Annotated in this window: 16 protein-coding genes and 1 pseudogene; 9 read left to right on the top strand and 8 right to left on the bottom strand. The window is 68.9% G+C overall.

What is annotated here, in order from left to right; translation table 11 throughout:
• The first annotated feature begins 3 nt into the window (after positions 1-3).
• The 4 genes from ACZ63D_RS16595 to ACZ63D_RS16580 all read left to right on the top strand — a co-directional run bounded on the left by ACZ63D_RS16595 (position 4) and on the right by ACZ63D_RS16580 (position 3,791).
• Positions 4-939 carry an ABC transporter ATP-binding protein gene (locus ACZ63D_RS16595; protein ID WP_465355161.1) on the top strand — a complete coding sequence of 312 codons (936 nt, stop codon included), beginning with the start codon at positions 4-6 and terminating at the stop codon, positions 937-939.
• Positions 936-1,808, top strand: coding sequence for an ABC transporter permease (locus ACZ63D_RS16590; protein ID WP_465355160.1), 873 nt, complete (start codon positions 936-938; stop codon positions 1,806-1,808). The genes ACZ63D_RS16595 and ACZ63D_RS16590 overlap by 4 nt, the downstream gene beginning before the upstream one ends.
• Before the next feature lie 32 nt (positions 1,809-1,840).
• Positions 1,841-3,070, top strand: a complete 1,230-nt coding sequence (locus ACZ63D_RS16585; RefSeq protein ID WP_465355159.1) for a cytochrome P450 — start codon at positions 1,841-1,843, stop codon at positions 3,068-3,070.
• 217 nt (positions 3,071-3,287) lie between these two features.
• Positions 3,288-3,791 carry a sterol desaturase family protein gene (locus tag ACZ63D_RS16580; RefSeq protein ID WP_465355158.1) on the top strand — a complete coding sequence of 168 codons (504 nt, stop codon included), beginning with the start codon at positions 3,288-3,290 and terminating at the stop codon, positions 3,789-3,791.
• A 69-nt stretch (positions 3,792-3,860) separates the two neighbouring features.
• Here ACZ63D_RS16580 and ACZ63D_RS16575 read toward each other — a convergent pair whose 3' ends face one another.
• Positions 3,861-5,228: an aspartate aminotransferase family protein gene (locus ACZ63D_RS16575; protein WP_465355157.1), complete on the bottom strand. Its 1,368-nt coding sequence runs from the start codon at positions 5,226-5,228 to the stop codon at positions 3,861-3,863.
• Between the two features lie 1,022 nt (positions 5,229-6,250).
• Complete coding sequence (locus ACZ63D_RS16570) at positions 6,251-7,435, bottom strand: glycoside hydrolase family 88/105 protein (protein WP_465355156.1); 1,185 nt, start codon at positions 7,433-7,435, stop codon at positions 6,251-6,253.
• A 280-nt stretch (positions 7,436-7,715) separates the two neighbouring features.
• Here ACZ63D_RS16570 and ACZ63D_RS16565 point away from each other — a divergent pair.
• Both ACZ63D_RS16565 and ACZ63D_RS16560 read left to right on the top strand, forming a co-directional pair.
• Positions 7,716-8,372: pseudogene (locus ACZ63D_RS16565) on the top strand (hypothetical protein); the annotation flags it as partial.
• 315 nt (positions 8,373-8,687) lie between these two features.
• A complete protein-coding gene (locus ACZ63D_RS16560) occupies positions 8,688-9,164 on the top strand; it encodes a hypothetical protein (protein ID WP_465355155.1) in 477 nt (158 codons plus the stop codon).
• 48 nt (positions 9,165-9,212) lie between these two features.
• Here the strand turns inward: ACZ63D_RS16560 and clpB are convergent, their stop codons facing one another.
• The 4 genes from clpB to ACZ63D_RS16540 all read right to left on the bottom strand — a co-directional run bounded on the left by clpB (position 9,213) and on the right by ACZ63D_RS16540 (position 15,871).
• Positions 9,213-11,807 carry an ATP-dependent chaperone ClpB gene (clpB, locus tag ACZ63D_RS16555; protein ID WP_465355154.1) on the bottom strand — a complete coding sequence of 865 codons (2,595 nt, stop codon included), beginning with the start codon at positions 11,805-11,807 and terminating at the stop codon, positions 9,213-9,215.
• A 93-nt stretch (positions 11,808-11,900) separates the two neighbouring features.
• Positions 11,901-13,088, bottom strand: a complete 1,188-nt coding sequence (locus ACZ63D_RS16550; protein WP_465355153.1) for an MFS transporter — start codon at positions 13,086-13,088, stop codon at positions 11,901-11,903.
• A 138-nt stretch (positions 13,089-13,226) separates the two neighbouring features.
• On the bottom strand, positions 13,227-15,344 hold the full coding sequence (locus ACZ63D_RS16545) for an MFS transporter (protein ID WP_465355562.1): 2,118 nt from the start codon (positions 15,342-15,344) through the stop codon (positions 13,227-13,229).
• A gap of 38 nt (positions 15,345-15,382) precedes the next feature.
• Positions 15,383-15,871, bottom strand: coding sequence for a MarR family winged helix-turn-helix transcriptional regulator (locus ACZ63D_RS16540; RefSeq protein WP_465355152.1), 489 nt, complete (start codon positions 15,869-15,871; stop codon positions 15,383-15,385).
• 344 nt (positions 15,872-16,215) lie between these two features.
• Here ACZ63D_RS16540 and ACZ63D_RS16535 point away from each other — a divergent pair, with 344 nt between their 5' ends.
• Together ACZ63D_RS16535 and ACZ63D_RS16530 are read left to right on the top strand one after the other, a co-directional pair.
• Positions 16,216-17,394 (top strand): globin domain-containing protein, encoded by a 1,179-nt coding sequence (locus ACZ63D_RS16535; RefSeq protein ID WP_452079350.1) that lies wholly within the window; start codon positions 16,216-16,218, stop codon positions 17,392-17,394.
• A 4-nt stretch (positions 17,395-17,398) separates the two neighbouring features.
• Entirely contained in the window at positions 17,399-18,091 is a 693-nt protein-coding gene (locus ACZ63D_RS16530; RefSeq protein WP_465355151.1) for a dienelactone hydrolase family protein, read from the top strand.
• A gap of 18 nt (positions 18,092-18,109) precedes the next feature.
• On the opposite strand, the gene ACZ63D_RS16525 is transcribed toward ACZ63D_RS16530, so the two are convergent.
• On the bottom strand, positions 18,110-19,042 hold the full coding sequence (locus ACZ63D_RS16525) for an SDR family oxidoreductase (RefSeq protein ID WP_465355150.1): 933 nt from the start codon (positions 19,040-19,042) through the stop codon (positions 18,110-18,112).
• Between the two features lie 100 nt (positions 19,043-19,142).
• Between ACZ63D_RS16525 and ACZ63D_RS16520 the strand changes: the two genes are divergently transcribed.
• Positions 19,143-19,715, top strand: coding sequence for a TetR/AcrR family transcriptional regulator (locus tag ACZ63D_RS16520; protein ID WP_465355149.1), 573 nt, complete (start codon positions 19,143-19,145; stop codon positions 19,713-19,715).
• A 41-nt stretch (positions 19,716-19,756) separates the two neighbouring features.
• Here the strand turns inward: ACZ63D_RS16520 and ACZ63D_RS16515 are convergent, their stop codons facing one another.
• The gene (locus ACZ63D_RS16515; RefSeq protein ID WP_465355148.1) at positions 19,757-20,191 is read right to left on the bottom strand and encodes a heat shock protein transcriptional repressor HspR; all 435 of its coding nucleotides are present in this window, start codon (positions 20,189-20,191) and stop codon (positions 19,757-19,759) included.
• Between the last annotated feature and the right edge of the window lie 2 nt (positions 20,192-20,193).

Here is a 20,193-nt window from a genome sequence, read left to right as displayed (position 1 = left end):
GAAATGAAGGACCCGAGCGGCACCGCCGCGCCCCGGCCGGCGATCCGGCTGCGGAACGTCGTCAAGAAATACGGCGGGCTGGCCGCCGTCGACGGCCTCGACCTCGACGTCCGCGCCGGGATCTGCCTCGGCCTGCTCGGCCCGAACGGGGCGGGCAAGTCGACCACGATGCGGATGCTGACCGGTCTCGCGCTGCCCGACGGCGGCGAGATCGAGGTGCTCGGCTGGCGGCTGCCCGCCGCGGCGCGGGAGGCCCGCGCGTGCGTGGGAGTCGTTCCCCAGCACGACAATCTCGACATCGAGCTGAGCGTCCGGCAAAACCTGGAGGTGTTCGCCCGGTTCGCCCGGATCCCGAAGCCGCGGATCGACGAGGCGGTCGCGCGGACGCTGCGCGCGACCAAGCTGACCGACCGCGCGGGCAGCCGGGTGGAAAGCCTGTCCGGCGGGATGCGCCGCAGGCTGCTGCTGGCCCGCGGCGTGCTCGCCGGGCCGAGCCTGCTCCTGCTGGACGAGCCGACGGTCGGCCTCGACCCGCAGATCCGCCAGGAGCTCTGGGACCTCATCGACGAGATGCGCGCCGGCGGCAGCACGATCCTGATGTCCACGCACTACATCGAGGAAGCGGAGCGCCTCGCCGACGAGGTGGCCGTGATGTTCGAGGGCAAGCTGATCGCGCACGGCACCGTCGCGGAACTGCTGGACCGGCACGTCGGCAAGCAGGCCGCCGAATACCAGGGCAACGACCGCCGCCGCGGCGAGGTCGTCGCGATCGCCGACGCGGCGCACCTGCCCAGCCGCCGCACCGGCCTCGCGGTCTCGGTGCTGCGGGCCGAGGACATGCCGCCGTCGGTGCACGACCGGCTCGGCCCGCCGGACGTGCTGCGCCGGACCAACCTCGAGGACGTGTTCGTGATGCTGACCGGGGAGATGTTCACATGACCACCCCAGCCACCGATTCCCCCGCCGCCGCCGGAACCCTGAGTGAACCCGATTCCGTCAGGGTTCCCGTCACGGACAGCCAGCCCGGCGAGGAGACCGGACAGAGCAGTTCGGGCTGGCCGACGGTCAAGGCAATCTGGCTGCGCGAAACCCTGCTGTTCCGCGACCACTGGCTGTCGGTCACCTTCGGCGCGCTCGTCGAGCCGCTGATGTACATGATCGGCTTCGGGCTCGGCTTCGCGCCGCTGGTCCGCTCGGCCGACGGCCATCCGTACCTGCAGTTCATCGGCACCGGCATGGTGGTCACCTCGGCGCTGTTCGCCGCCGCCTTCGCCGGGATGTTCGAGACCTACACCCGCCGCCGGTACCAGAAGCTTTACGACGCGATCCTCGCCGAACCGGTGGGCGTGCGCGACCTCGTCGTGGCCGAAACCTCCTGGTACGCGGTCAAAGCGATGGTCTACGGCTGCGCCCCGCTGGTCGTGGTGCTGGCGGCCGGGCTGCCGCCGCGCCCGGAACTGCTGCTGGTCCCGGTCATCTGCCTGGTCGCCGGAGCCGGGTTCGGCCTGTTCGGCGTGTGGGTCTCGGCCTCGGTGCCGACGATCGACGGCCTGCGGCTCGTGGTGTCCGGGCTGCTGACGCCGGTGATGATGGCGGCCGGGGTCTTCTTCCCGGTCAGCGGCATGCCGGCCTGGCTGCACTGGGTCAACCAGCTCAACCCGGTCTACCACTGCGCGGAACTGGTGCGGCACAGCGCGTTCGGCGAACTCGCCCCGGCCGACCTGGTGCATTCCGGCGTGCTGCTGGCGTTCGCCGCGCTGGTGGGCGCCCTCGCGATCCGCTCGATGCGCCGCAGGCTGATCAGCTGACCCCGTCCGTCCCCGGCATTGGAGAACCGACCATGACGACAACCGCCGCACCGGCGTCCGCCCGGGACCTGGCCGCGCTCGACCTCGCCGACCCCCGCCTGCACGCCGAAACCGATCTGCACGACGTGTGGGCGCGGCTGCGGGAAACCCGGCCCGCGCACTGGCAGCCGCCCGCCGAGGGCCGCGACGGGTTCTGGAACATCACCCGCTACGAGGACGTCGACCGGCTGTACAAGGACGACCGCGCGCTGACCTCCGAACGCGGCAACGTGCTGGACGCGCTGATGGGCCGCGGCGATTCGGCGGGCGGCCGGATGGTCTCGGTGACCGACGGCGTCCGGCACGCCGAGGTGCGCAAGATCCTGCTCCGGTCGTTCACCCGCGAGGCGCTGGCGTCGGCGGCCGTCCGGATCCGGAGCGCGGCGCGGCGGCTGGTCCAGGACGCGGTGTCCCGGGGCAGCTGCGATTTCGCCAAGGACGTCGCCGCGCACGTGCCGCTGGTCGCGATCTGCGACCTGCTCGGCGTCCCGGAGGCCGACCGTCCGCACATCCTGGAGCTCACCTCGTCCGCGGTCAGCTCCGAACAGGCGCAGCACACCCTGGAGGACGCCTGGCGGGCCAAGAACGACATCCTGTTCTACTTCACCGAACTGGCCGAGCGCCGCCGCGAGGACCCGCTCGCCGACCTGGTCAGCGCCCTGGTGACGAGCCGGGTCAACGGGCGGCCGCTGGACGCGGACGAGGTCGTCTTCAACTGCTACAGCCTCGTGCTCGGCGGGGACGAAACCACCCGGCTGGCCATCGTCGGGGGAGTGCAGGCCTTGCTGCACAACCCCGGGCAGTGGCGCGCGCTGTGCTCGGGCGAGGCAGGCATCGACACCGCGGTCGAGGAAATCCTGCGCTGGACCACGCCGTCGATGCACCAGGGCCGGGCGGCGGTCGAACGGCTGACCGTCGGCGAAGCCACGATCGAACCGGGCGATTTGGTCGTGCTGTGGAACGTGTCCGCCAACCGCGACGAGCGGGTGTTCGACCGTCCGGACCGGTTCGACCTGACGCGTTCGCCGAACCGGCACCTGACCTTCGCCGTCGGGCCGCACTATTGCCTCGGCGCGCAGCTGGCCCGGATCGAGATCGCCGCGATCCTGGAAGCCCTGCGGGACTTCGCCGCCGGAATCGAGGCCGCCGGACCGCCGTCCCGGATCTACTCGAATTTCCTGTCCGGGCTGAGCAGCCTGCCCGTCGTGCTGCGCGGGAAGTGATCGCCGGGCACTACTTTTCGGGAAGGCGCCGCTATTTCGTCTCGCTGGCGGGGCGAAATAGCGGCGACTGCCTGCCGCCCCTGTGTTGTCTTCGCTTCCGGGTCGCGGGAAGCTATTCCGAGCGTTTCGGGAAATCTTCGATAATTCCCGGCGCGATTTTCGGTCGCACTTCCCGCCGCTCGCCGTCATCGCGCTGACCACCGCGTTCGCCGTTGTCGTGACCGCGGTGGTCGAACGCGTGCAGTCGTACTACGAAAGCTGGGACCGGAGCCGGAAAGGCGTGCTCACCGATCTGATCTCCGGCGCAGTAGTGCTGGTGGTCATCGCGCGCATGGTCGAACCGACCCTGTTCGCGGCGTTCTACTGGCTTTCCGTCCCGCTTTCCCGCGCGATCGGCTTCACCTTCTGGCCGACCGGCTGGCCTCCGGCCGCGCAGGCCGCGCTCGCACTGGTGGTCGGCGAATTCTTCTACTATTGGCTGCACCGCTGGAACCACTTGCGCGACCTCGCCGAGGCCAACAGCAACTTCGGCGGCAAGATCATGTTCTACGACTGGATGTTCGGCACCCTGCTGCGCCCGAACGGCCGCCGCCCGCCGGAGGACATCGGCCTTACCGGCGGCGTCCGGCTGCCGACGTCGTATCCCGCCTTGCTGGCCGCTCCGTTCCGGTATTCGAAGTTCGAGCAGGACGCCGAACGCCGGGCGAAATCCGGGAACTGACGCGGAAAGCCCGCTGATCCGAAGAGACCGCGCCGTCGCCAGACCCCAGGCGGCGGCGCGGTCTCGCGGCTAGCGTGCTTCCCGGGTCGCGGTGTCGAGTGCGGCCAGCAGGATCCCGGCGGCCGTGCGCACGACTTCCGCGGTGACGTTCAGCGGCGGCAGCAACCGCACGACGCTGTCGCCGCGTCCGCCCAGTTCGACGATGAGCCCGCGGCGCAGCGCGTGCTTCTGCACCGCCAGCGCGAGTTCCGACGCCGGCGCCCCGGTGCGCGGGTCGGCCAGTTCGATGCCCCACATCAGCCCGGTGCCGCGCACGTCCGTCACCCACGGATGGCTGGCCAGCGGGGAAAGCAGCTCCTCGAACTGGTATCCGCGCTCGACGACGTTGTCCAGCACGCTGTCGCGGTTGACGACCTCGATCGCCCGCGCGCCCGCGGCGAGGGCGAGCTGATTGCCGCGGAACCCGCCGACGTGCGCGCGGGAGGCCCAGCTGTCGAGCCGCTCGTCGTAGATGATCAGCGACACCGGCGAGCCGATTCCGCCGAGCGCCTTGGCCGCGACGATCACGTCGGGTTCGATCCCGTAGCGCTCGAAGGCGAACCAGGTCCCGGTCCGGCCGCAGCCGGTCTGCAGTTCGTCGACGATCAGCGGGATGTCCAGCTCGCGAGTCAGCTCGCGCACCCGATGCACGAAATCCGCCCGCGCCGGGACCACGCCGCCCTCGCCCTGCACCAGTTCGAGCACCACCGCGGCGGGCAGCGGGAGGCCGCCATCGGGATCGTGCAGCGAGCGTTCGAGCAGGTCCGGGCAGGTCGCCGCGCAGGTGTCCGGGTCGTGTCCGGACGGGCAACGGGGGCACGAGGAGTACGGCGGATACTGAGTGCCGGGCAAGGTGCCCGAGCCCGCGGCCTGCCGAGGCCCGGTCAGGCCCAGCGCGGCTTGCGCGCTGCCGTGGAACCGGCCCTGGAGCGACACGACGCCGCCGCGCCCGGTCGCCGTCTTGCACAGTTTGAGCGCGGCCTCGAGCGCGTTGGTCCCGGCCGGTCCGCAGAAGTGCAGTTTCATCCGCGAGCGCAGCGCCTCGGGCAGCATCGCGAGCTGGGCTTCGGAGAACTCGTCCTTGACCGGGGTCGCGAAGTCGAGCGCGTGAGTCAGCTTGCCCAGCTGCGCGGTCATCGCCGCGACCAGTTCGGGATGGTTGTGCCCGAGGGAAAGCACGCCCGCCCCGGCGAGGAAGTCGATGAAGACGTTGCCGTCGGCGTCGCGCACGAAACTGCCCGAACCCTCGGTGATCGCGATCGGCAGCCGCCGCGGCCCGCCGCGGGCGTTCGGCTCCCGGCGGTCCTGCCGGGCGAGGTACTCGGCCGAGCGAGGGCCGGGCAGATCGCAGTGCACCGCGGGACCGGTGAGCGGCGCGGGATGCTCGAGGATGGTCATCTGGCCTGTTCTCCCCTGACAGTGGTGGTGGCGCGGCCGGACCCGGCCGCCGGGCGCCCGCCCCGGCACGCGGAGGTTTTCCTTGCGCACCGGGCATTCGGGGCGAACTGGTCCTGCCCGGTGCGCTCGGCGGGGCGCCGGTTTTCTGCGGATGGCTGGGGCGGTGGTTCTCTCTTTTCGGGTGTTGTTGCTGGATATGGAGTGGTGGTGCTGGTTGGCGTTGCCTGGTTTTCCGCGGTTGGCCGGGGCGGATGTTCTCTCTTCTCGGGCGTTGTCGGCGGAGAGGGAGCGGTGGTGCTGGTTGGTGTCGCCCGGTTTTCCGCGGACGGGCGGGGCGGTCGTTCTCTCTTTTCGGGTGTTGTCGCTGGATATGGAGTGGCGGCGCTGGCTGCTGTCGCCTGGTTTTCTGCGGATGGCCGGAGCGGCGGTTCTCCCTCTTCGAGCGTCGTCGCCGGAGGGGGATCGGCGGTGCTGGCTGCCGTCGCCCGGCTTTCCGCGGATAGCCGGAGCGGTTGTTCTCTCTTCTTGGGCGTTGTTGCTGGATATGGAGTGGCGGTGCTCGTTACTGTTGCCTGGTTTTCCGCGGATGGCCGGAGCGGCGGTTCTCCCTCTTCGAGCGTCGTCGCCGAAGAGGAAGCGGCGGTGCTGGCTGCTGTCACCCGGCTTTCCGCGAAAAGACGGCGTGCCGAGAAGCGGCTGGCGCTTCCGGCCGTTTCGCGTTGGCGGCTGACAAACCCGGCGCTGGAGCCGTTCCGCGCGCTCGCCGCGTCGCCTCGTCCGGGACAGTCCGCCGCGGTCGCGGCTCGCGGATGTGGTCTGCCGACGTCGCGGCGCGCGTCCAGCGTCGGGTCCGTCATGCACTCCTCCTTGGTGCGCAGGGATTCGCGGATCGCCGGAAAACGGCGACGAGAAAAACGGTCTCGGGCAGCGGTGGGGGGGGGGGGGGGGCGCCCCCCCCCCCCCCCCCCCCCCCCCCCCCCCCCCCCCCGAACCGTCAGCACACTGGGCTTCGGGGTGCCCCCTCATCCCCGAGGCGCAATGTCGCCGCCAGGCGACGAGCCACGACGAACCCGAACAAACTGCTCATTCATAATCAAAAACGCCCCCAACCCATGAAAATCATTAATCAACCGCTTCCGCCCAAAATAAAACTTCAAATCCCCCACATTAGTCCCCTCGCAAATATCAGCGAGATACGTCAACCCATCCGAACCAACGGACACCTTCTGCAACACCCCCGCATACCCCCGCTGAGCAACGGACGCATAAGCAGCAGGCAAATACCCCCGCTCAACCCCCCGAGAAACCGTAAACGCATACATCGACGACGCAGACGTCTCCAGCCAGTTCCCGTCATCCCCACCGTGGTCAACGACCTGATACCACCGCCCAGTCCGCGGATCCTGGAACCGGCGATACCCCTCCGCCAGGAACCTGACGATCCCCACCAGCTCCGGCCGCCGAGGATGATCAGCAGGCAATACCTCGAGAATGTCGATCGCCGCCATCCCGAACCAGCCAATCGCCCGAGCCCAATGAAAGCCAGAATGCTTCCCCGGCCCAGCCGCCCACGGCTGAGTCCCGCTCTCATCGTAGGCGTGATAGATCAACCCCTTGGCAGGCTCCTTGAGATGCCCAAAGTAGACAGAAAGATTCTTCGCCGACTCTTCGTAGCAGTACCCCGGATCGTTGAAAACCTTCCCATACAAAGCAAGAAACGGCTGCGCCATATAAACCCCGTCGCCCCACAACTGATGCTGACGACTGACCGCGTGCCACATCCCGCCGTCACTGGTCCGCGGATACGTCTCAAACCGCTTACGCAACTGATCGGCCGCCGTGCGATACTTCACCCGCCCAGTTTCGTTGTACAGCAACGGAAGCATCTGACAAGCCCGCATCGAGTCAAGACTGCTGAAACTGTTGGATATCCCGTCGTCAGTAATAAACCGGTCATACCAGGCGACGATGTAATCGAGATACCGTCGCTCAGAGGTACGCCGATAAAAAAGATACTGCCCATAGAAGTAAAGACCGAGCGGGTAACTCCAGCCCCCAATAGACGACGGGGTATACCGCTTCATAGTGGAGTCGATGACGGCACGAGACCAATCCCGCCCCTCCGCCGCCACCCCAACCCCAGGCACCGCGAGCGCTCCGAGCGCCGCCGCGGTCCCAGCCAGTACCGATCGTCTCGACACAGCCATGCCAGTGTCCTTCCTGCTACCGGCGGCGGCGGAAAAGAGGGTCGAACGAACCTCTACCCGCGCCCAGACCGGCCCGGCAAGGATCCTGTCCCGGATGTCCGCCCCTATCGCTGGATAAGCCCAGCGGCCCGCCCGGTCACCGGGAACCGGCCCCCTGGACGCCCGACCCCGGGCGATTAGCCGATTTGTCGACGCGACCTGGACGGTTCCGGCCAAACGGGGCGCGCCGACACGGGGCGGTCGTCCCGGTAGGAGGGCCTCGCAGCGATACCCTGACCGCGTGGGTATCTCGGCGTGGATCTGGTTCGTCATCGCCGCCGTCGCGCTGGTGGCTGGCCTTGGCCTGCTCTTCGCGGACCGGGCCAAGGAAGGCTCGCGCAACCGTGAGCGGCAGCGCTGGGCCCAATTGCGCGGCTGGCAGTTCGTGGAAGAGGACGAACGGCTGCCCCGGCAGTGGTCGGGGGGCGCGATCGGCTACTTCGGCGCGGACGCGGCGGTGAACGTCGTCGCGGGCTCCACCTTCACCTCCGACGGCCGCCGTCCGGTGTTCATCTTCGACATCGAAACCCAGGGCCAGGTGCCCGCGGTGGTCGTGGCCGTGCGCTGCAACAAGTCGCACCGGGTGCCGGTCGAGATGTGGCTGTCGAGCGTGCCGTTCCAGCGCGAGAACATGCCGGAGATGCTCGGGCCGATCGGCCAGCGCTACGCCTTCGCGGACGATTCCGAGGGCGCGCGCCAGGTCATCACCCAGGACCTGGTCGACGCGGCCGACCAGCTCGGCGGCGACGTCGGGGTGGCCTGGCTGGAGAACGAGTGGGTGCTGGCGAGCGTCGTGCCGGGAGCCGGGCCGTCCCGGCTGGAGCGGTTGCTGCGCGACCTGGGCGAGATCGCCGACATCGTGGACCCGTTCGACGAGGACTACGACTCGAACCGCACCTGGACGCCGTCGGCGGGCACCCCGACCACCGCCCCGTCCCCGGCCGACACCCAGGCCACGCGACCGGTCGACACTCGCGCGGTCGAGACGACGGCTCCTTCTCCGGCGGACACCCGGATGACGGAGCGGCAGCCTTCCCCGCCCGCGCCGCGCACCCCGCCGCCCGGCGGCAGCACGACCCCGGCTCCGGCGCGTCCGGCGGAACCGGAGCACGGCGGAGACGCCTGAGAGCTTGAGACGGGAACCGCCCGGTCGCGTTGCCGCGGCCGGGCGGTTTCGCGTTTAACGGCTGGACTTGGCTGCCATGCTGACGTGGTGCTGCTGAGCTGGATCCGCGAGGTCGCGGACGAGCCGCTGGTCGTCGACCCGGCCGCGAGAAACCTCGAGGACCGGGAGAACACCTGGTGGCTCTCGATGCCGGACGAGGAACGCGGTTCGTTGTCGGCGCACGAGATCGTCGCCGCGTTCGAGGAGTGCGCCTCGATCCTGAGTGAGCGCGTTCGCTCGCGGGGATACGACGGGCAAGTGACGTTCTACGTATGGCACGACCAGCAAGCCGGGCAGCTGAGGTGCTCGACCACCTCGCTGCCGGGCAAGGAACTGCCCTTCCGGGCGCGCGTCGAGCGCGACGTCCCCTTGCTCGCCATCGTCGAGGAGTTTCTCCACGACGAAAATCCGGGCCAGGTGCCGGGGGACGACCTTCGCCCAGTACCGGACGGCTATGTCGAGGAAACGCGATCAGCCGACTTCGCAGTTCGCGTCTGGACCGCTGACCTCGGCACAACGCAGTGAAGGCCTCCCCGCGGGAAACTCCCGCAAGGAGGCCTTCACCAGCCGCTCTCAGACCCGCGACACCGTCAGCGTGTCCCCGGTTTCCAGCGCCGGCAGGTCCACCCGGACGGTGTCCCCGTCCCGGACCTCGCCGGACAGCAGCTGCTTCGCCAGCTGGTCGCCGATCGCCGACTGCACCAGCCGTCGCAGCGGGCGGGCGCCGTAGATCGGGTCGAAGCCGTTCAACGCCAGCCATTCCCGGGCGCCGTCGGTGACCTCGAGGTGCAGGCGACGCTGGGCGAGCCGCTTCGCCAGGCGCGCGACCTGGATGTCCACAATGGACGTCAGCTGCTCGGTGCCGAGCGCGTGGAACACCACGATGTCGTCCAGCCGGTTCAGGAACTCCGGCTTGAACTGCCGTTGCACGACCTCCATCACCGCGTCGCGGCGCTGGCGTTCGTCGAGCGCCGGGTCGGCGATGGCCTGCGAGCCGAGGTTCGACGTCAGGATCAGGATGGTGTTGCGGAAGTCCACCGTCCGGCCCTGGCCGTCGGTCAGCCGTCCGTCGTCGAGGACCTGCAGGAGCACGTCGAACACGTCCGGGTGCGCCTTTTCGACCTCGTCCAGCAGCACCACCGTGTACGGGCGGCGCCGGACGGCCTCGGTCAGCTGACCGCCCTGGTCGTAGCCGACGTAGCCTGGGGGAGCACCGACGAGGCGGGCCACCGAATGCTTCTCGGAGTACTCGCTCATGTCGATGCGCTGCATCGCGCGCTCGTCGTCGAACAGGAACTCCGCCAGCGCCTTCGCCAGCTCGGTCTTGCCGACGCCGGTCGGGCCGAGGAACAGGAACGAACCGGTCGGCCGGTCCGGGTCGGCGACGCCGGCCCGCGCCCGCCGCACGGCGTCCGCGACGACCTGGACCGCCTGGTCCTGGCCGATGACGCGGCGGTTCAGCTCCTCCTCCATCCGGAGCAGCTTGCCCGTCTCGCCTTCCAGCAGCCGCCCGGCAGGAATGCCGGTCCACGCGCTGACCACGTCGGCGACGTCGTCCGCGCCCACCTCTTCCTTCAGCATGACGTTCTGCTTGCTGGCCTCGTTCGCGGCCATCGCGGCCTCGAACTCCTTCTCCAGCGCCGGAATCCGGCCGTAGCGCAGCTCGGCGGCCTTGCCGAGGTCACCGTCGCGTTCGGCGCGTTCCGATTCGCCGCGCAGCTGCTCCAGTTGCTCTTTCAGCTCACGGACGGTCTCGATCGAGCCCTTCTCGTTCTGCCACCGGGCAGTCAGCGCGGTCAGTTCCTCGCGCTTCTCGGCCAGTTCGGCCCGAAGAGCGGTCAGCCGTTCCAACGAGGCCGCATCGTCCTCTTTGGACAGAGCCATCTCTTCGATCTCCATGCGCCGCACGGCCCGCTCGACCTCGTCGATTTCCACCGGACGCGAGTCGATCTCCATCCGGATCTTCGACGCGGCCTCGTCGACCAGGTCGATCGCCTTGTCCGGCAAGAAGCGCGCGGTGATATAGCGGTCCGACAGCGTCGCGGCGGCGACCAGCGCGGCGTCCGTGATCCGGACCCCGTGGTGCACCTCGTACCGCTCCTTGAGCCCGCGCAGGATCGCGATGGTGTCTTCCGGCGACGGCTCGCCGACGAGCACCTGCTGGAACCGGCGCTCCAGCGCCGGGTCCTTCTCGATGTGCTGGCGGTATTCGTCGAGCGTGGTCGCGCCGACCATCCGCAGCTCGCCGCGGGCGAGCATCGGCTTGATCATGTTGCCCGCGTCCATCGCGCCCTCGCCGGTCGCGCCCGCGCCGACGATGGTGTGCAGCTCGTCGATGAACGTGATGACCTCGCCCGCGGAGTCGGTGATCTCCTTGAGGACAGCCTTCAACCGCTCTTCGAACTCACCGCGGAATTTGGCTCCGGCCACCATCGACCCGAGGTCGAGTGCGACAACGCGCTTGCCGCGCAACGATTCCGGCACGTCGCCCGCGACGATCCGCTGGGCGAGGCCCTCGACGATCGCCGTCTTGCCGACGCCCGGTTCGCCGATCAGCACCGGGTTGTTCTTGGTCCGCCGGGAAAGCACCTGCACCACGCGGCGGATCTCGGTGTCGCGGCCGATGACCGGGTCGAGCTCACCGGAACGTGCCCGCTCGGTCAGGTCGACGCCGTACTTCTCCAGCGCCTTGAACGTGCTTTCCGGATCCGCGCTGGTGATCCGCGCCGAGCCGCGCACCTTCGCGAACGCCTCGCGCAACGCGTCCGGCGTGGCGCCGTGCCGCTTGAGCAGGTCCGCGACCTGGGCTCCCTCGGTGGCGAGGCCGACGAGCAGGTGCTCGGTCGACACGTACTCGTCGCCGAGTTCGGTGGCGAGCTTCTGCGCCCGCGTGAGCGATTTGACCGCGGGCGCGTCGAACTGCGGGGTCGACACGGTCGCGCCGGTCGCCGACGGCAGCCCGTTGATGATCGGCTCGAGCTCCTTGTGCACCGTCTCCGGATCCGCCCCGACCGCGGTCAGCAGCGGTGCGGTGGTCCCGTCACCCTGCGCCAGCAGGGCGCCCAGCAGATGGGCGGCCGACACGTGCGGGTTGCCGGCCACGGTGGCCGCCTGCGCCGCGGACGAGATCGCCTGCTGGGTCTTCGTGGTCGGGTTGAAAGCGTCCATCCCTCACCTCATGCGTTCGTGGAAATACCTGGTGACCGGCCCGACCAAGGCCCGTCGACAGGTATAACGTCAGCAAAGTTGAGTCTGTTCCGCTCAACTCTGAATTGGTGCCACCGCGGCCGCGGGCAGCCTCGGTCCCAGCCTGCCGAGCCCGAGCGCGGCGAGGCAAGCGCAACCCCCGACCAGCACCCAGGGTAACCAAGCCGCCACGGAAAACAACGACACGATCGCTGGAGCGAGCACCTGAGCCACAGTGAACGCGTATTGGAACGCGGCGAGGTAACGGCCCTTCGCTTCGGGCGGTGCGGCGGCCTCGGCAAGGGCGCTGGAGCGCGGGCCGAACACCAGGTCGCCGGCGGCGAACACGAGCGTGGCGGCCAGCAGATACGGCACCTGCCAGCTGCGCGGCACCAGCAGCACGCCGACGCTCGTCAGGCACCACGCGGCGAACAGCGCGGACCCGGCCCGCATCGCACTGATCCGGGTGAGGCCCCGGGTGAGCCGCAGCGCGATCGTGCCGCCGGCGCTGGTCAGCACCGTGAGCAGGAACAGGATCGCGCCGGGCAGCCAGGTCGGCGCGTGCAACCGGTCGAGCACGAACACGGGGGTGCCGATGAGGAAGAAGTCGAGCGACAGCCCGAACAGACCGCTCAGCAGGATCAGCGTGAGATACGGGCGGTTGCGCAGCACCCCGCTGCGGGCCCGGGTCGCGGGCGCGAACCGGCGGCCGGGAGGGATGAACATCGCGACGAGCGACGCCGCCGCCAGGAAGGTCAGCACGTCCCCGATCAGCGCGACGTTGTAGCCGCTGTCGCCGAACCAGGTGAGCAGCGCCGACGACATCAGCCCGCCGAGACCGAATCCTCCCGCGCGCACCATTCCGACTTCGGCGAACGGCCGGTCCTTCGGCACGTCTCCGGCGACTTCGGAGATGAGCGCGAACAGGCAGCTGTAAAACAATTGTTGCCCGGCACCAAGAAGTATGGCGGCCACCACAACGCCGCCGAGGCCGTGCGCGAAAAAGTACGCACTGATTCCGGCAGCCTGCAACAGTTGCGCGGCGAGAACTCCGGCTCTCGGGCCAGCCCGATCGACCAGTCTCCCGGCCAGCGGCGGCATGAGAAGACCGGCAGTGGTGCCCAAAGTGACTGCCGTGCCCGCTTGGACGAGCGGAATTCCGATCACCCGCGTCACGTAAAGCAATGCGAGCGGAAGGAAAAGTCCGGAACCGAAGTTGTCGATCCCCATAGCCAGCAACATCGCGACCCTGCTTCGCGTCACATATTCGACGCTACCTCCGGAGCAGGGGGACGAGGCAGGGCCGGGAGGGCGCATCGCTTGACGGCAAATGCCACTCCCAGTAGCAAGATCGTGAGTGTCTATCCCGGCTTGAACCGGGATAGACACTCACGAGCCCCTTTAGTCGACGCTGAGTGTTCCTTGGTGCCTAACGAACTCTCGCTCGACAGCCTCACTCAGTTCAACATCATGTTGTGCCGCCGCACCGTCTCCGACCGTCATCGTTTCGGCGTGTGGCGTGTATCCGTGCGCGGACACTGTGAGCGTGTAGGCGCCCGGTTCGATTCCCGTGAAGCGGTACGCGCCGTCGCCGCCCGCGATGTGCGTTGCGGTGACAATGCCCAGACGGTCGGTGAGCGTGAGCACCGCACCTGCGACCGCGGCGTGTCGGCCGGCCACGCGTACGCGCCCTGAGATGGTGCCCTGGCTGTCCAACAGCAAGTCGTGCCAACGAGCGTTGCCGTTAAGCCGCACGGTCGACACCGCGGGCCGCGTCGAACCAGCTGTCGCGAGAAGGACGTGCTCGCCCACAGTGTTCGCCGACAACTCGTACGCGCCAGTACGTCCCGTACGCCCGACGTCGACCTGACGTCCCGTCATGTCGGTGAGCGTCAGCACGACACCTGACACTGGCCGACCGGCCGCGTCGAGAACCCGGCCGCGCAGTACGGAAGCCACCTCGACCGGAGCTTCGGCCACCGTTACGGCCTCGGCCGACACGGCCGTCGCAGCGGGGGCCGCGTCCGCGTCGAGGGTGCGGCGCAGCGGCACCTCCTTGATGAACAGCACCGCGAGGAAGGTGACCACGGCGATGCAGCCCGCGACGAAGAACACCGTGCCGGTCGCGTCGCCGAAAGCCCCGCGCACCACCGGCTGCAGCGCCGGCGGGAGCGACGCGATGGCGAACGTGCCGCCACCGCCGGAAACCGCGCCGCCGGAGTGAATACCCATCTGCGACAGGGAGTTCGCGATGTTCGTGGCCACCCGGACGGCGAGCACCGCGCCGAGCGCCGACACGCCCGCCGCGCCGCCGAGCGACCGGAAGAACGTGACGACCGAGGACGACGAGCCGATGTCCTTCATCGCGACCGTGTTTTGGACTACCAAAACCAGGTTCTGCATCAGGAAACCCAGTCCGAGGCCGACCAGCGCGAGGTAGCAGCCCATCAGCGTCAGGTTGGTCGCGTGGTCCACCGTCGAAAGCAGGAACAGCCCGGCCAGCAGCGAAATCCCGCCCGCGATCATGAACGGCTTGGTGCGTCCGGTGCGGGAGATGACCTGCCCCGCGCCGGTGGAGGCGACGGCGAGGCCCAGCACCATCGGCAGCGTCATCAGACCGGCGTGCGTCGGCGAGAACCCGCGCGCGATTTGGTAGTACTGCCCGAGGAAAACCGAACCGCCGAACATCGCGGTGCCGACCGCCAGCGAGGCGAGCACGGACAGCGTGAAGGTGCGGTTGCGGAAGAGCCGCAGCGGAACCACCGGCTCCGCGACCCGGGTTTCGACGAACACCGCCAGCGCCAGCGCGACGATCGCACCGCCGACGTAGGCGAGGCTCGACCACGAAATCCAGCCGAAGCTGCCGCCCGCCAGCGAAACCCAGATCAGCAGCAGCGCGACGCCGCCGACCAGCAGGGTCGCGCCCAGCCAGTCGATCCGCACCTTGCGCTTGAGCACCGGCAGTTTCAGCGTCCGGCCGAGCACGATGAAGGCGAGGACGGCCAGCGGCACACACACCCAGAAACACCAGCGCCAGCCCAGCGGTGAGTCCACGATCAGCCCGCCGATCAACGGGCCGGAGACGGTCGCGACGGCGAAGACCGCGCCGGTGTAACCGGTGTAGCGGCCGCGGTCGCGCGGCGCGATCATCGCCGCGATGACGACCTGGATCAGCGCCTGCAGCCCGCCGAGCCCGATGCCCTGCAGCGCGCGGTAGGCGATCAGTTCGGGCATCGACTGCGCGATCCCGCCCAGCGCCGAGCCGACGGTGAACACGACGATCGCGATTTGGTACAGCAGTTTCTTGCTGAACAGGTCGGAGAGTTTGCCCCAGATCGGGGTGGTCGCGGTCGACGTCAGCAGCGTCGCGGTGACGACCCAGGTGTACTCGCTCTGCGAACCGCGCAGGTCGGCGAGGATCGTCGGCAGCGCGTTGGACACGATGGTCGACGACAGCAACGCCACGAGCAAGGCCAGCAACAGGCCGGTGAAGGCCTTGAGGATTTCCCGGTGCGTCATCGACTGCCCGGATGCGGTGGTTTCCACTGTTCGTTACTTCACTTTCCCGCGTGCGGGGCCTGACCGGCGCAGTACCCGGACGGGCCGAGCGTCGTGCGCAGACCTTCGTTCAGTTCGGCCAGCTGGGACGTGAGGCCGGCGATCCGGTCCTCGTCCCAGCCGCCCAGTGCCGTCTCGAAGAACTCGAGATACTGCTTGCGCCACAGTTCGAGCCGGGCGAGACCGGCTTCGGAGACGCTGATCAGCGACGCGCGCCCGTCCTCGGGGGCGGGGCGGCGCTCGATCAGCCCGGCGGCCTGCAACTGGGCGATCTGCCTGCTGATCACCGAGAGGTCGACGAGCCTGCGCTTGGCGACCTCGGACGGGCGCGCCTCGCCGTGCTTGGCGAGGTCGGACAGCAGCATGGCCGAGGCGGGGTGCAGCCCCGGCTCGTTCTGCCACGCCTGCATGATCCACAGGTGCTGGAGCTGGGCGGACGCCTTCAGCTCCCGAAGCAGTTCGAGCCGCACGTCGTCAGCTGGGCTCATCGTTCCTCCCGGGCCGGTGCCCACTTGCTTGTATTCTACAAGTTTAGCCGTCAAAGGTTGCGTAGGACAACTATCTAATCGGTGAGCTGCCCCACGTCCCGACCGGCCGGTAACCCGACCGGAGCAACGATGCGGGCAATCCGCCTCAGTGCGGCTACTCTGCGGACCAGACGCCCCGCGATGCCGACGCGGCGAGCACGTCGTGGACAACGAGGAGCAGGAGTGGCGAATTCCCCCGCGCGACGGCGCGAGCCGAATCCGACAACCGCGGCCGCCCTGCTCTCGTGACCATCCCCTCCCAACCCCCCGGCCTCCGGTCCCGACCCATGAACGACGACAGCCCGATGACAGCCGATTCGATCAGCCCGCTGCCGCGGACCTCAGCCGCGCCCCGGCAGGCGCCCGCCGCTGTCGTCGCGATGGTGCAGCTCATCCGCGACACCTGGGCCAAATCGGAGCCGTACGCCCCGGAGATCTCCCAGTTCTTCTACGGGATGCTGTTCACCCTCGCGCCCGCCACGCGCGATTTCTTCCCGATCAACATGGAAGTGCAGGGCGGGCGCATCATCCGCGCGCTGGCCCGCGTCGTGCAGATGGTGGACCGGCCGGACGACCTGCTGCCGTTCCTGCGCCAGCTCGGCCGCGACCACCGCAAGTTCGGCGTCGCCCCCAAGCATTACGAGGCCGTCGGCACCGCGCTGCTGGCCGCGCTGAAAAACCACCTCGGCCCGGAGTGGACGCCGGAGGTCGAGCGTGCGTGGGCGGAGGCGTTCACCATCGTCGCGCGCGCGATGCAGGAGGCCGCGGCGGCGGACGAGAATCCGGCGTCGTGGTCGGCCACCGTGATCGAGCACCGGCGGCTCACCTGGGATCTCGCGCTGGTGCGGGTGATCCCGGACCAGCCGGTGCCGTATTCGCCGGGCCAGTACATGAGCGTCGAGGTGCCGCAGCGGCCGCGGTTGTGGCGGTATCTGTCGCCGGCGAACGCGCCGCGCGAGGACGGTGGTATCGAATTCCACGTGCGCGCGGTCGACGGCGGCTGGGTGTCGCGGGCGATCGTGAGCCACACGCAGGCGGGCGACGTCTGGCGGCTCGGCCCGCCGCTGGGCCGGATGACCGTCAACCGCGAACAGTCTCGCGGCGTGCTGATGGTCGCGGGCGGCACCGGGGTCGCGCCGCTGCGCGCGATTCTCGACCACCTCGCGTTGTGGGGCGAGAACCCGAAAACCCGGCTGTTCTACGGCGGCCCGACCCGCGAAGACCTCTATGACCTGGAAGAACTTCGCGCGCTCGCCGCGACCAATCCGTGGCTCACCATCACGCCGGTCGTCGAACGCGGCGACCATCTGCCCGGCTGCGAACACGGCACCCTCGCCGAGGCGGTCACACGGTACGGCGCGTGGCCGGACCACGACATCCTGGTGTCCGGCTCTCCGGCGATGATCCGTGCGACGGTGTCGCGGATGCTGGTCGCGGGCAGCGCGCTGGACCAGATCCAATACGACCCGTTCACCGCGGACTGAGGCCATGGACATCCAGATCCCGGTGGCGGACGGGGAAATCGGCGGCTATCTGGCGGTGCCGTCCGGCGACGGGCCGTTCCCGGCGGTGGTGCTGATCCACGACGTGCTCGGGCTGAACCAGGACGCGCGCGAGATCACCGACCGGTACGCAGCCGCGGGTTATCTCGCGCTGAGCCCCGATCTGTACTCGCGCGGCGGCATGCTCCGCTGCGTGAAGCGGACCTTCCAGGACCTGTTCGCCCGCGAGGGCCGGGCGTTCGCGGACATCGAGGCGGCGCGGGCGCTCGTCGCCGGACGGGACGACGCGACCGGCAAGGTCGGTGTCGTCGGGTTCTGTATGGGCGGCGGGTTCGCCCTTGTGGCCGCGTCACGAGACTTCGACGCTTCCGCGCCCTACTACGGGCAACTGCCGAAGGATCTGTCCATTTTGGACGACGCGTGCCCGATCGTCGGCAGCTTCGGCGGCAAGGACGTCTCCCTGCGCGGTGCCGCGGCGAAGCTCGACGCCGCGCTCACCGAACGAGGAATCCCGCACGACGTCAAGGAATACCCGGACGCTGGGCACGGTTTCGCGAACCGCTACCGGCCCGCACCGCTGGCCGCGATTGCCCGGGTCGCGGGGATGGGCTATCACGAGCCGTCGGATTCGGATGCCTGGCGACGGGTCATGGCGTTCTTCGAGGAACACTTGAAGTAACGCTCAACCAGACGTCTCCTACCGCCACACCGCCTCGGCGCGGTCGCTGGCTTCCGGCGTGAAGTAGTCGCCGGTTTCCAGGTCTTCCAGCAGCGTCGCGTGGTGCGGCGTCCAGCCGAGCAATTCCTGAGTGTGCGCGCTGGAGGAAGGCACGTCGAGAGAGAAGAACCTTGCCAAGAAAGGATTTCCGAGGTGTTCGGCGGCCTCGTCGAGGGTCAGGGACGCCGTGGAAATGCCGAGCAGCTGTGCGATCTTCTCCGCGACGCTCTTGATCTCAACAGTTTCTCCCACCCCGTGCAGCACGCTTCCAGCAGGCGCTTTCTCCAGCGCCAGACGGAAAAGCACTGCCGCATCATCGCGATGGACGGCAGGCCAACGGTTCGTGCCGTCGCCGATATACGCCGAGACCCCGGCCCGGCGCGCACCGGCGATGAGCGCCGGAATGAAGCCGTGGTCGCGCGGACCGTGCACGGTCGGCGAGAGCCGTACGACGCTCGCTCGGACACCCCGGTCAGCGAAACCAAGACAGGTCTGCTCGCCGGGGATGCGGAAATAGGCCACGGAACCGGGATCAGCCGGGTCGAGTTCAGTGCTGACCTGACCGGCCTTCATCACCAGTGTGCCGGACGTGCTGACGAACGGTTTGCCGGTGCCGACCAGCGCCTGGCCCAGCGCGTCGATCGCTTCGCAGTCGCGGCGGATGAGGTCGTCCGGATCGGCGTAGCTGCCGCCTTGGGCCATGTGCAGCACGCCGTCGGCGGCTTCGGCACCGCGGTGCAGGCTGTCGAGATCTTCGAGCGAACCCCGATGGGGCGTCGCGCCCAGCGACTCCAGGCGGGCGGCGGCGGCGTCCGAACGAGCCAGGCCGGTGACTGTGTGCCCTGCTTCGACCAGCTCAGTGACGACGGCGGGACCGGTCTGGCCGGATCCGCCGGTGACGAAGACATGCATGAACGGCTCCTTAGTGACAGTCACTGACTCTATGCGTAGCGACAGTGACTGTCGCAATGTGGGGTCAGTCACTGTCACAAAAGCGGGGTAGGCTCAGGACGTGCCACGGAGCGGAGCAGAAGCGCGCAGCCGCCTCAAACAGGCGGCGCTGGAGCTGTACCGGGAAAACGGGTTCGACAAGACGACCACCGCGGAGATCGCGGCCCGGGCAGGCGTCACCGAGCGCACGTTCTTCCGGCACTTCCCGGACAAGCGCGAGGTGCTCTTCGACGGGGAAGCAGACCTGCGCGAAGACCTGACGAGGTCAGTCGCCGAAGCCCCGGAAGGACTGGCACCGCTGGAAATCCTGCTTCGCGCCTTCCGGAAGGCCGGGCGGATCATGGAGCGCAATCTCCCGTTCGCCGAGCCCCGCCGCGACCTGATCGCCGCGACGCCGACCCTGCGCGAACGCAACCTGGCCAAAGCCGCGACACTCGCCGAAGCACTCGCGGAAGCGTTGCGGCAGCGAGGCGTCGAGGACCGGCTGGCCAAGCTGGCCGCGCACGCCGGGTGGGCGACGTTTCACCACGCCACGCAAGCCTGGATCAGCGATCCCTCGCGGAGCCTTGACGACTACCTGACCGAGGCGTTCACCGATCTGCACACGCTCGCCGAAGTCCACTCAGGAAAGTAAAACGGCCCTCCCGCACCAGGCGGAAGGGCCGTAGGGAAAGCTCAGCGGCGCTTGGGTTTCCAGACCACCAGCGAGGTGTTCTGCCGCAGCGGCACCAGATCCTTGCGATAGGACGCGTGCACCGCGGCGGCGGCCTGTTCGGCGGCCGCGTACGCGGCGGCGAGTTCTTCGGCCAGCTCGCGCACCCGGGACTGCAGCGCGTCGACCTGGTTCTCCAGTTCGATGATGCGCTTGATGCCGGACAGGTTGACGCCTTCCTCCTGCGAAAGGCGCTGGACCTCGCGCAGCAGGGCGATGTCCCGCATCGAGTAGCGCCGTCCGCCGCCGGCGGTGCGGCCTGGCGAGACCAGGCCGTGCCGGTCGTAGGAGCGCAACGTCTGCGCGTGCAGCCCGGACAGCTGGGCCGCCACCGAAATCACGAACACCGGGGTGTCCTCGTCCGCACCGTGCGGGAGTCCCGGATTGCCGCCGAACATCA

Source organism: Amycolatopsis sp. NPDC104775 (genome assembly GCF_055583325.1).
This window is presented reverse-complemented; position numbering and strand designations above follow the sequence as displayed.

What these genes read in the sequence shown, in the direction of transcription:
- ACZ63D_RS16595 (WP_465355161.1), top strand. Translation starts at nt 4, where the DNA reads ATGAAGGACCCGAGCGGCACCGCCGCGCCCCGGCCGGCGATCCGGCTG.
- ACZ63D_RS16590 (WP_465355160.1), top strand. Translation starts at nt 936, where the DNA reads ATGACCACCCCAGCCACCGATTCCCCCGCCGCCGCCGGAACCCTGAGT.
- ACZ63D_RS16585 (WP_465355159.1), top strand. Translation starts at nt 1,841, where the DNA reads ATGACGACAACCGCCGCACCGGCGTCCGCCCGGGACCTGGCCGCGCTC.
- ACZ63D_RS16575 (WP_465355157.1), bottom strand. Translation starts at nt 5,228, where the DNA reads ATGACCATCCTCGAGCATCCCGCGCCGCTCACCGGTCCCGCGGTGCAC.
- ACZ63D_RS16570 (WP_465355156.1), bottom strand. Translation starts at nt 7,435, where the DNA reads ATGGCTGTGTCGAGACGATCGGTACTGGCTGGGACCGCGGCGGCGCTC.
- clpB (WP_465355154.1), bottom strand. Translation starts at nt 11,807, where the DNA reads ATGGACGCTTTCAACCCGACCACGAAGACCCAGCAGGCGATCTCGTCC.
- ACZ63D_RS16545 (WP_465355562.1), bottom strand. Translation starts at nt 15,344, where the DNA reads ATGACGCACCGGGAAATCCTCAAGGCCTTCACCGGCCTGTTGCTGGCC.
- ACZ63D_RS16540 (WP_465355152.1), bottom strand. Translation starts at nt 15,871, where the DNA reads ATGAGCCCAGCTGACGACGTGCGGCTCGAACTGCTTCGGGAGCTGAAG.
- ACZ63D_RS16535 (WP_452079350.1), top strand. Translation starts at nt 16,216, where the DNA reads ATGACAGCCGATTCGATCAGCCCGCTGCCGCGGACCTCAGCCGCGCCC.
- ACZ63D_RS16530 (WP_465355151.1), top strand. Translation starts at nt 17,399, where the DNA reads ATGGACATCCAGATCCCGGTGGCGGACGGGGAAATCGGCGGCTATCTG.
- ACZ63D_RS16525 (WP_465355150.1), bottom strand. Translation starts at nt 19,042, where the DNA reads ATGCATGTCTTCGTCACCGGCGGATCCGGCCAGACCGGTCCCGCCGTC.
- ACZ63D_RS16515 (WP_465355148.1), bottom strand. Translation starts at nt 20,191, where the DNA reads ATGTTCGGCGGCAATCCGGGACTCCCGCACGGTGCGGACGAGGACACC.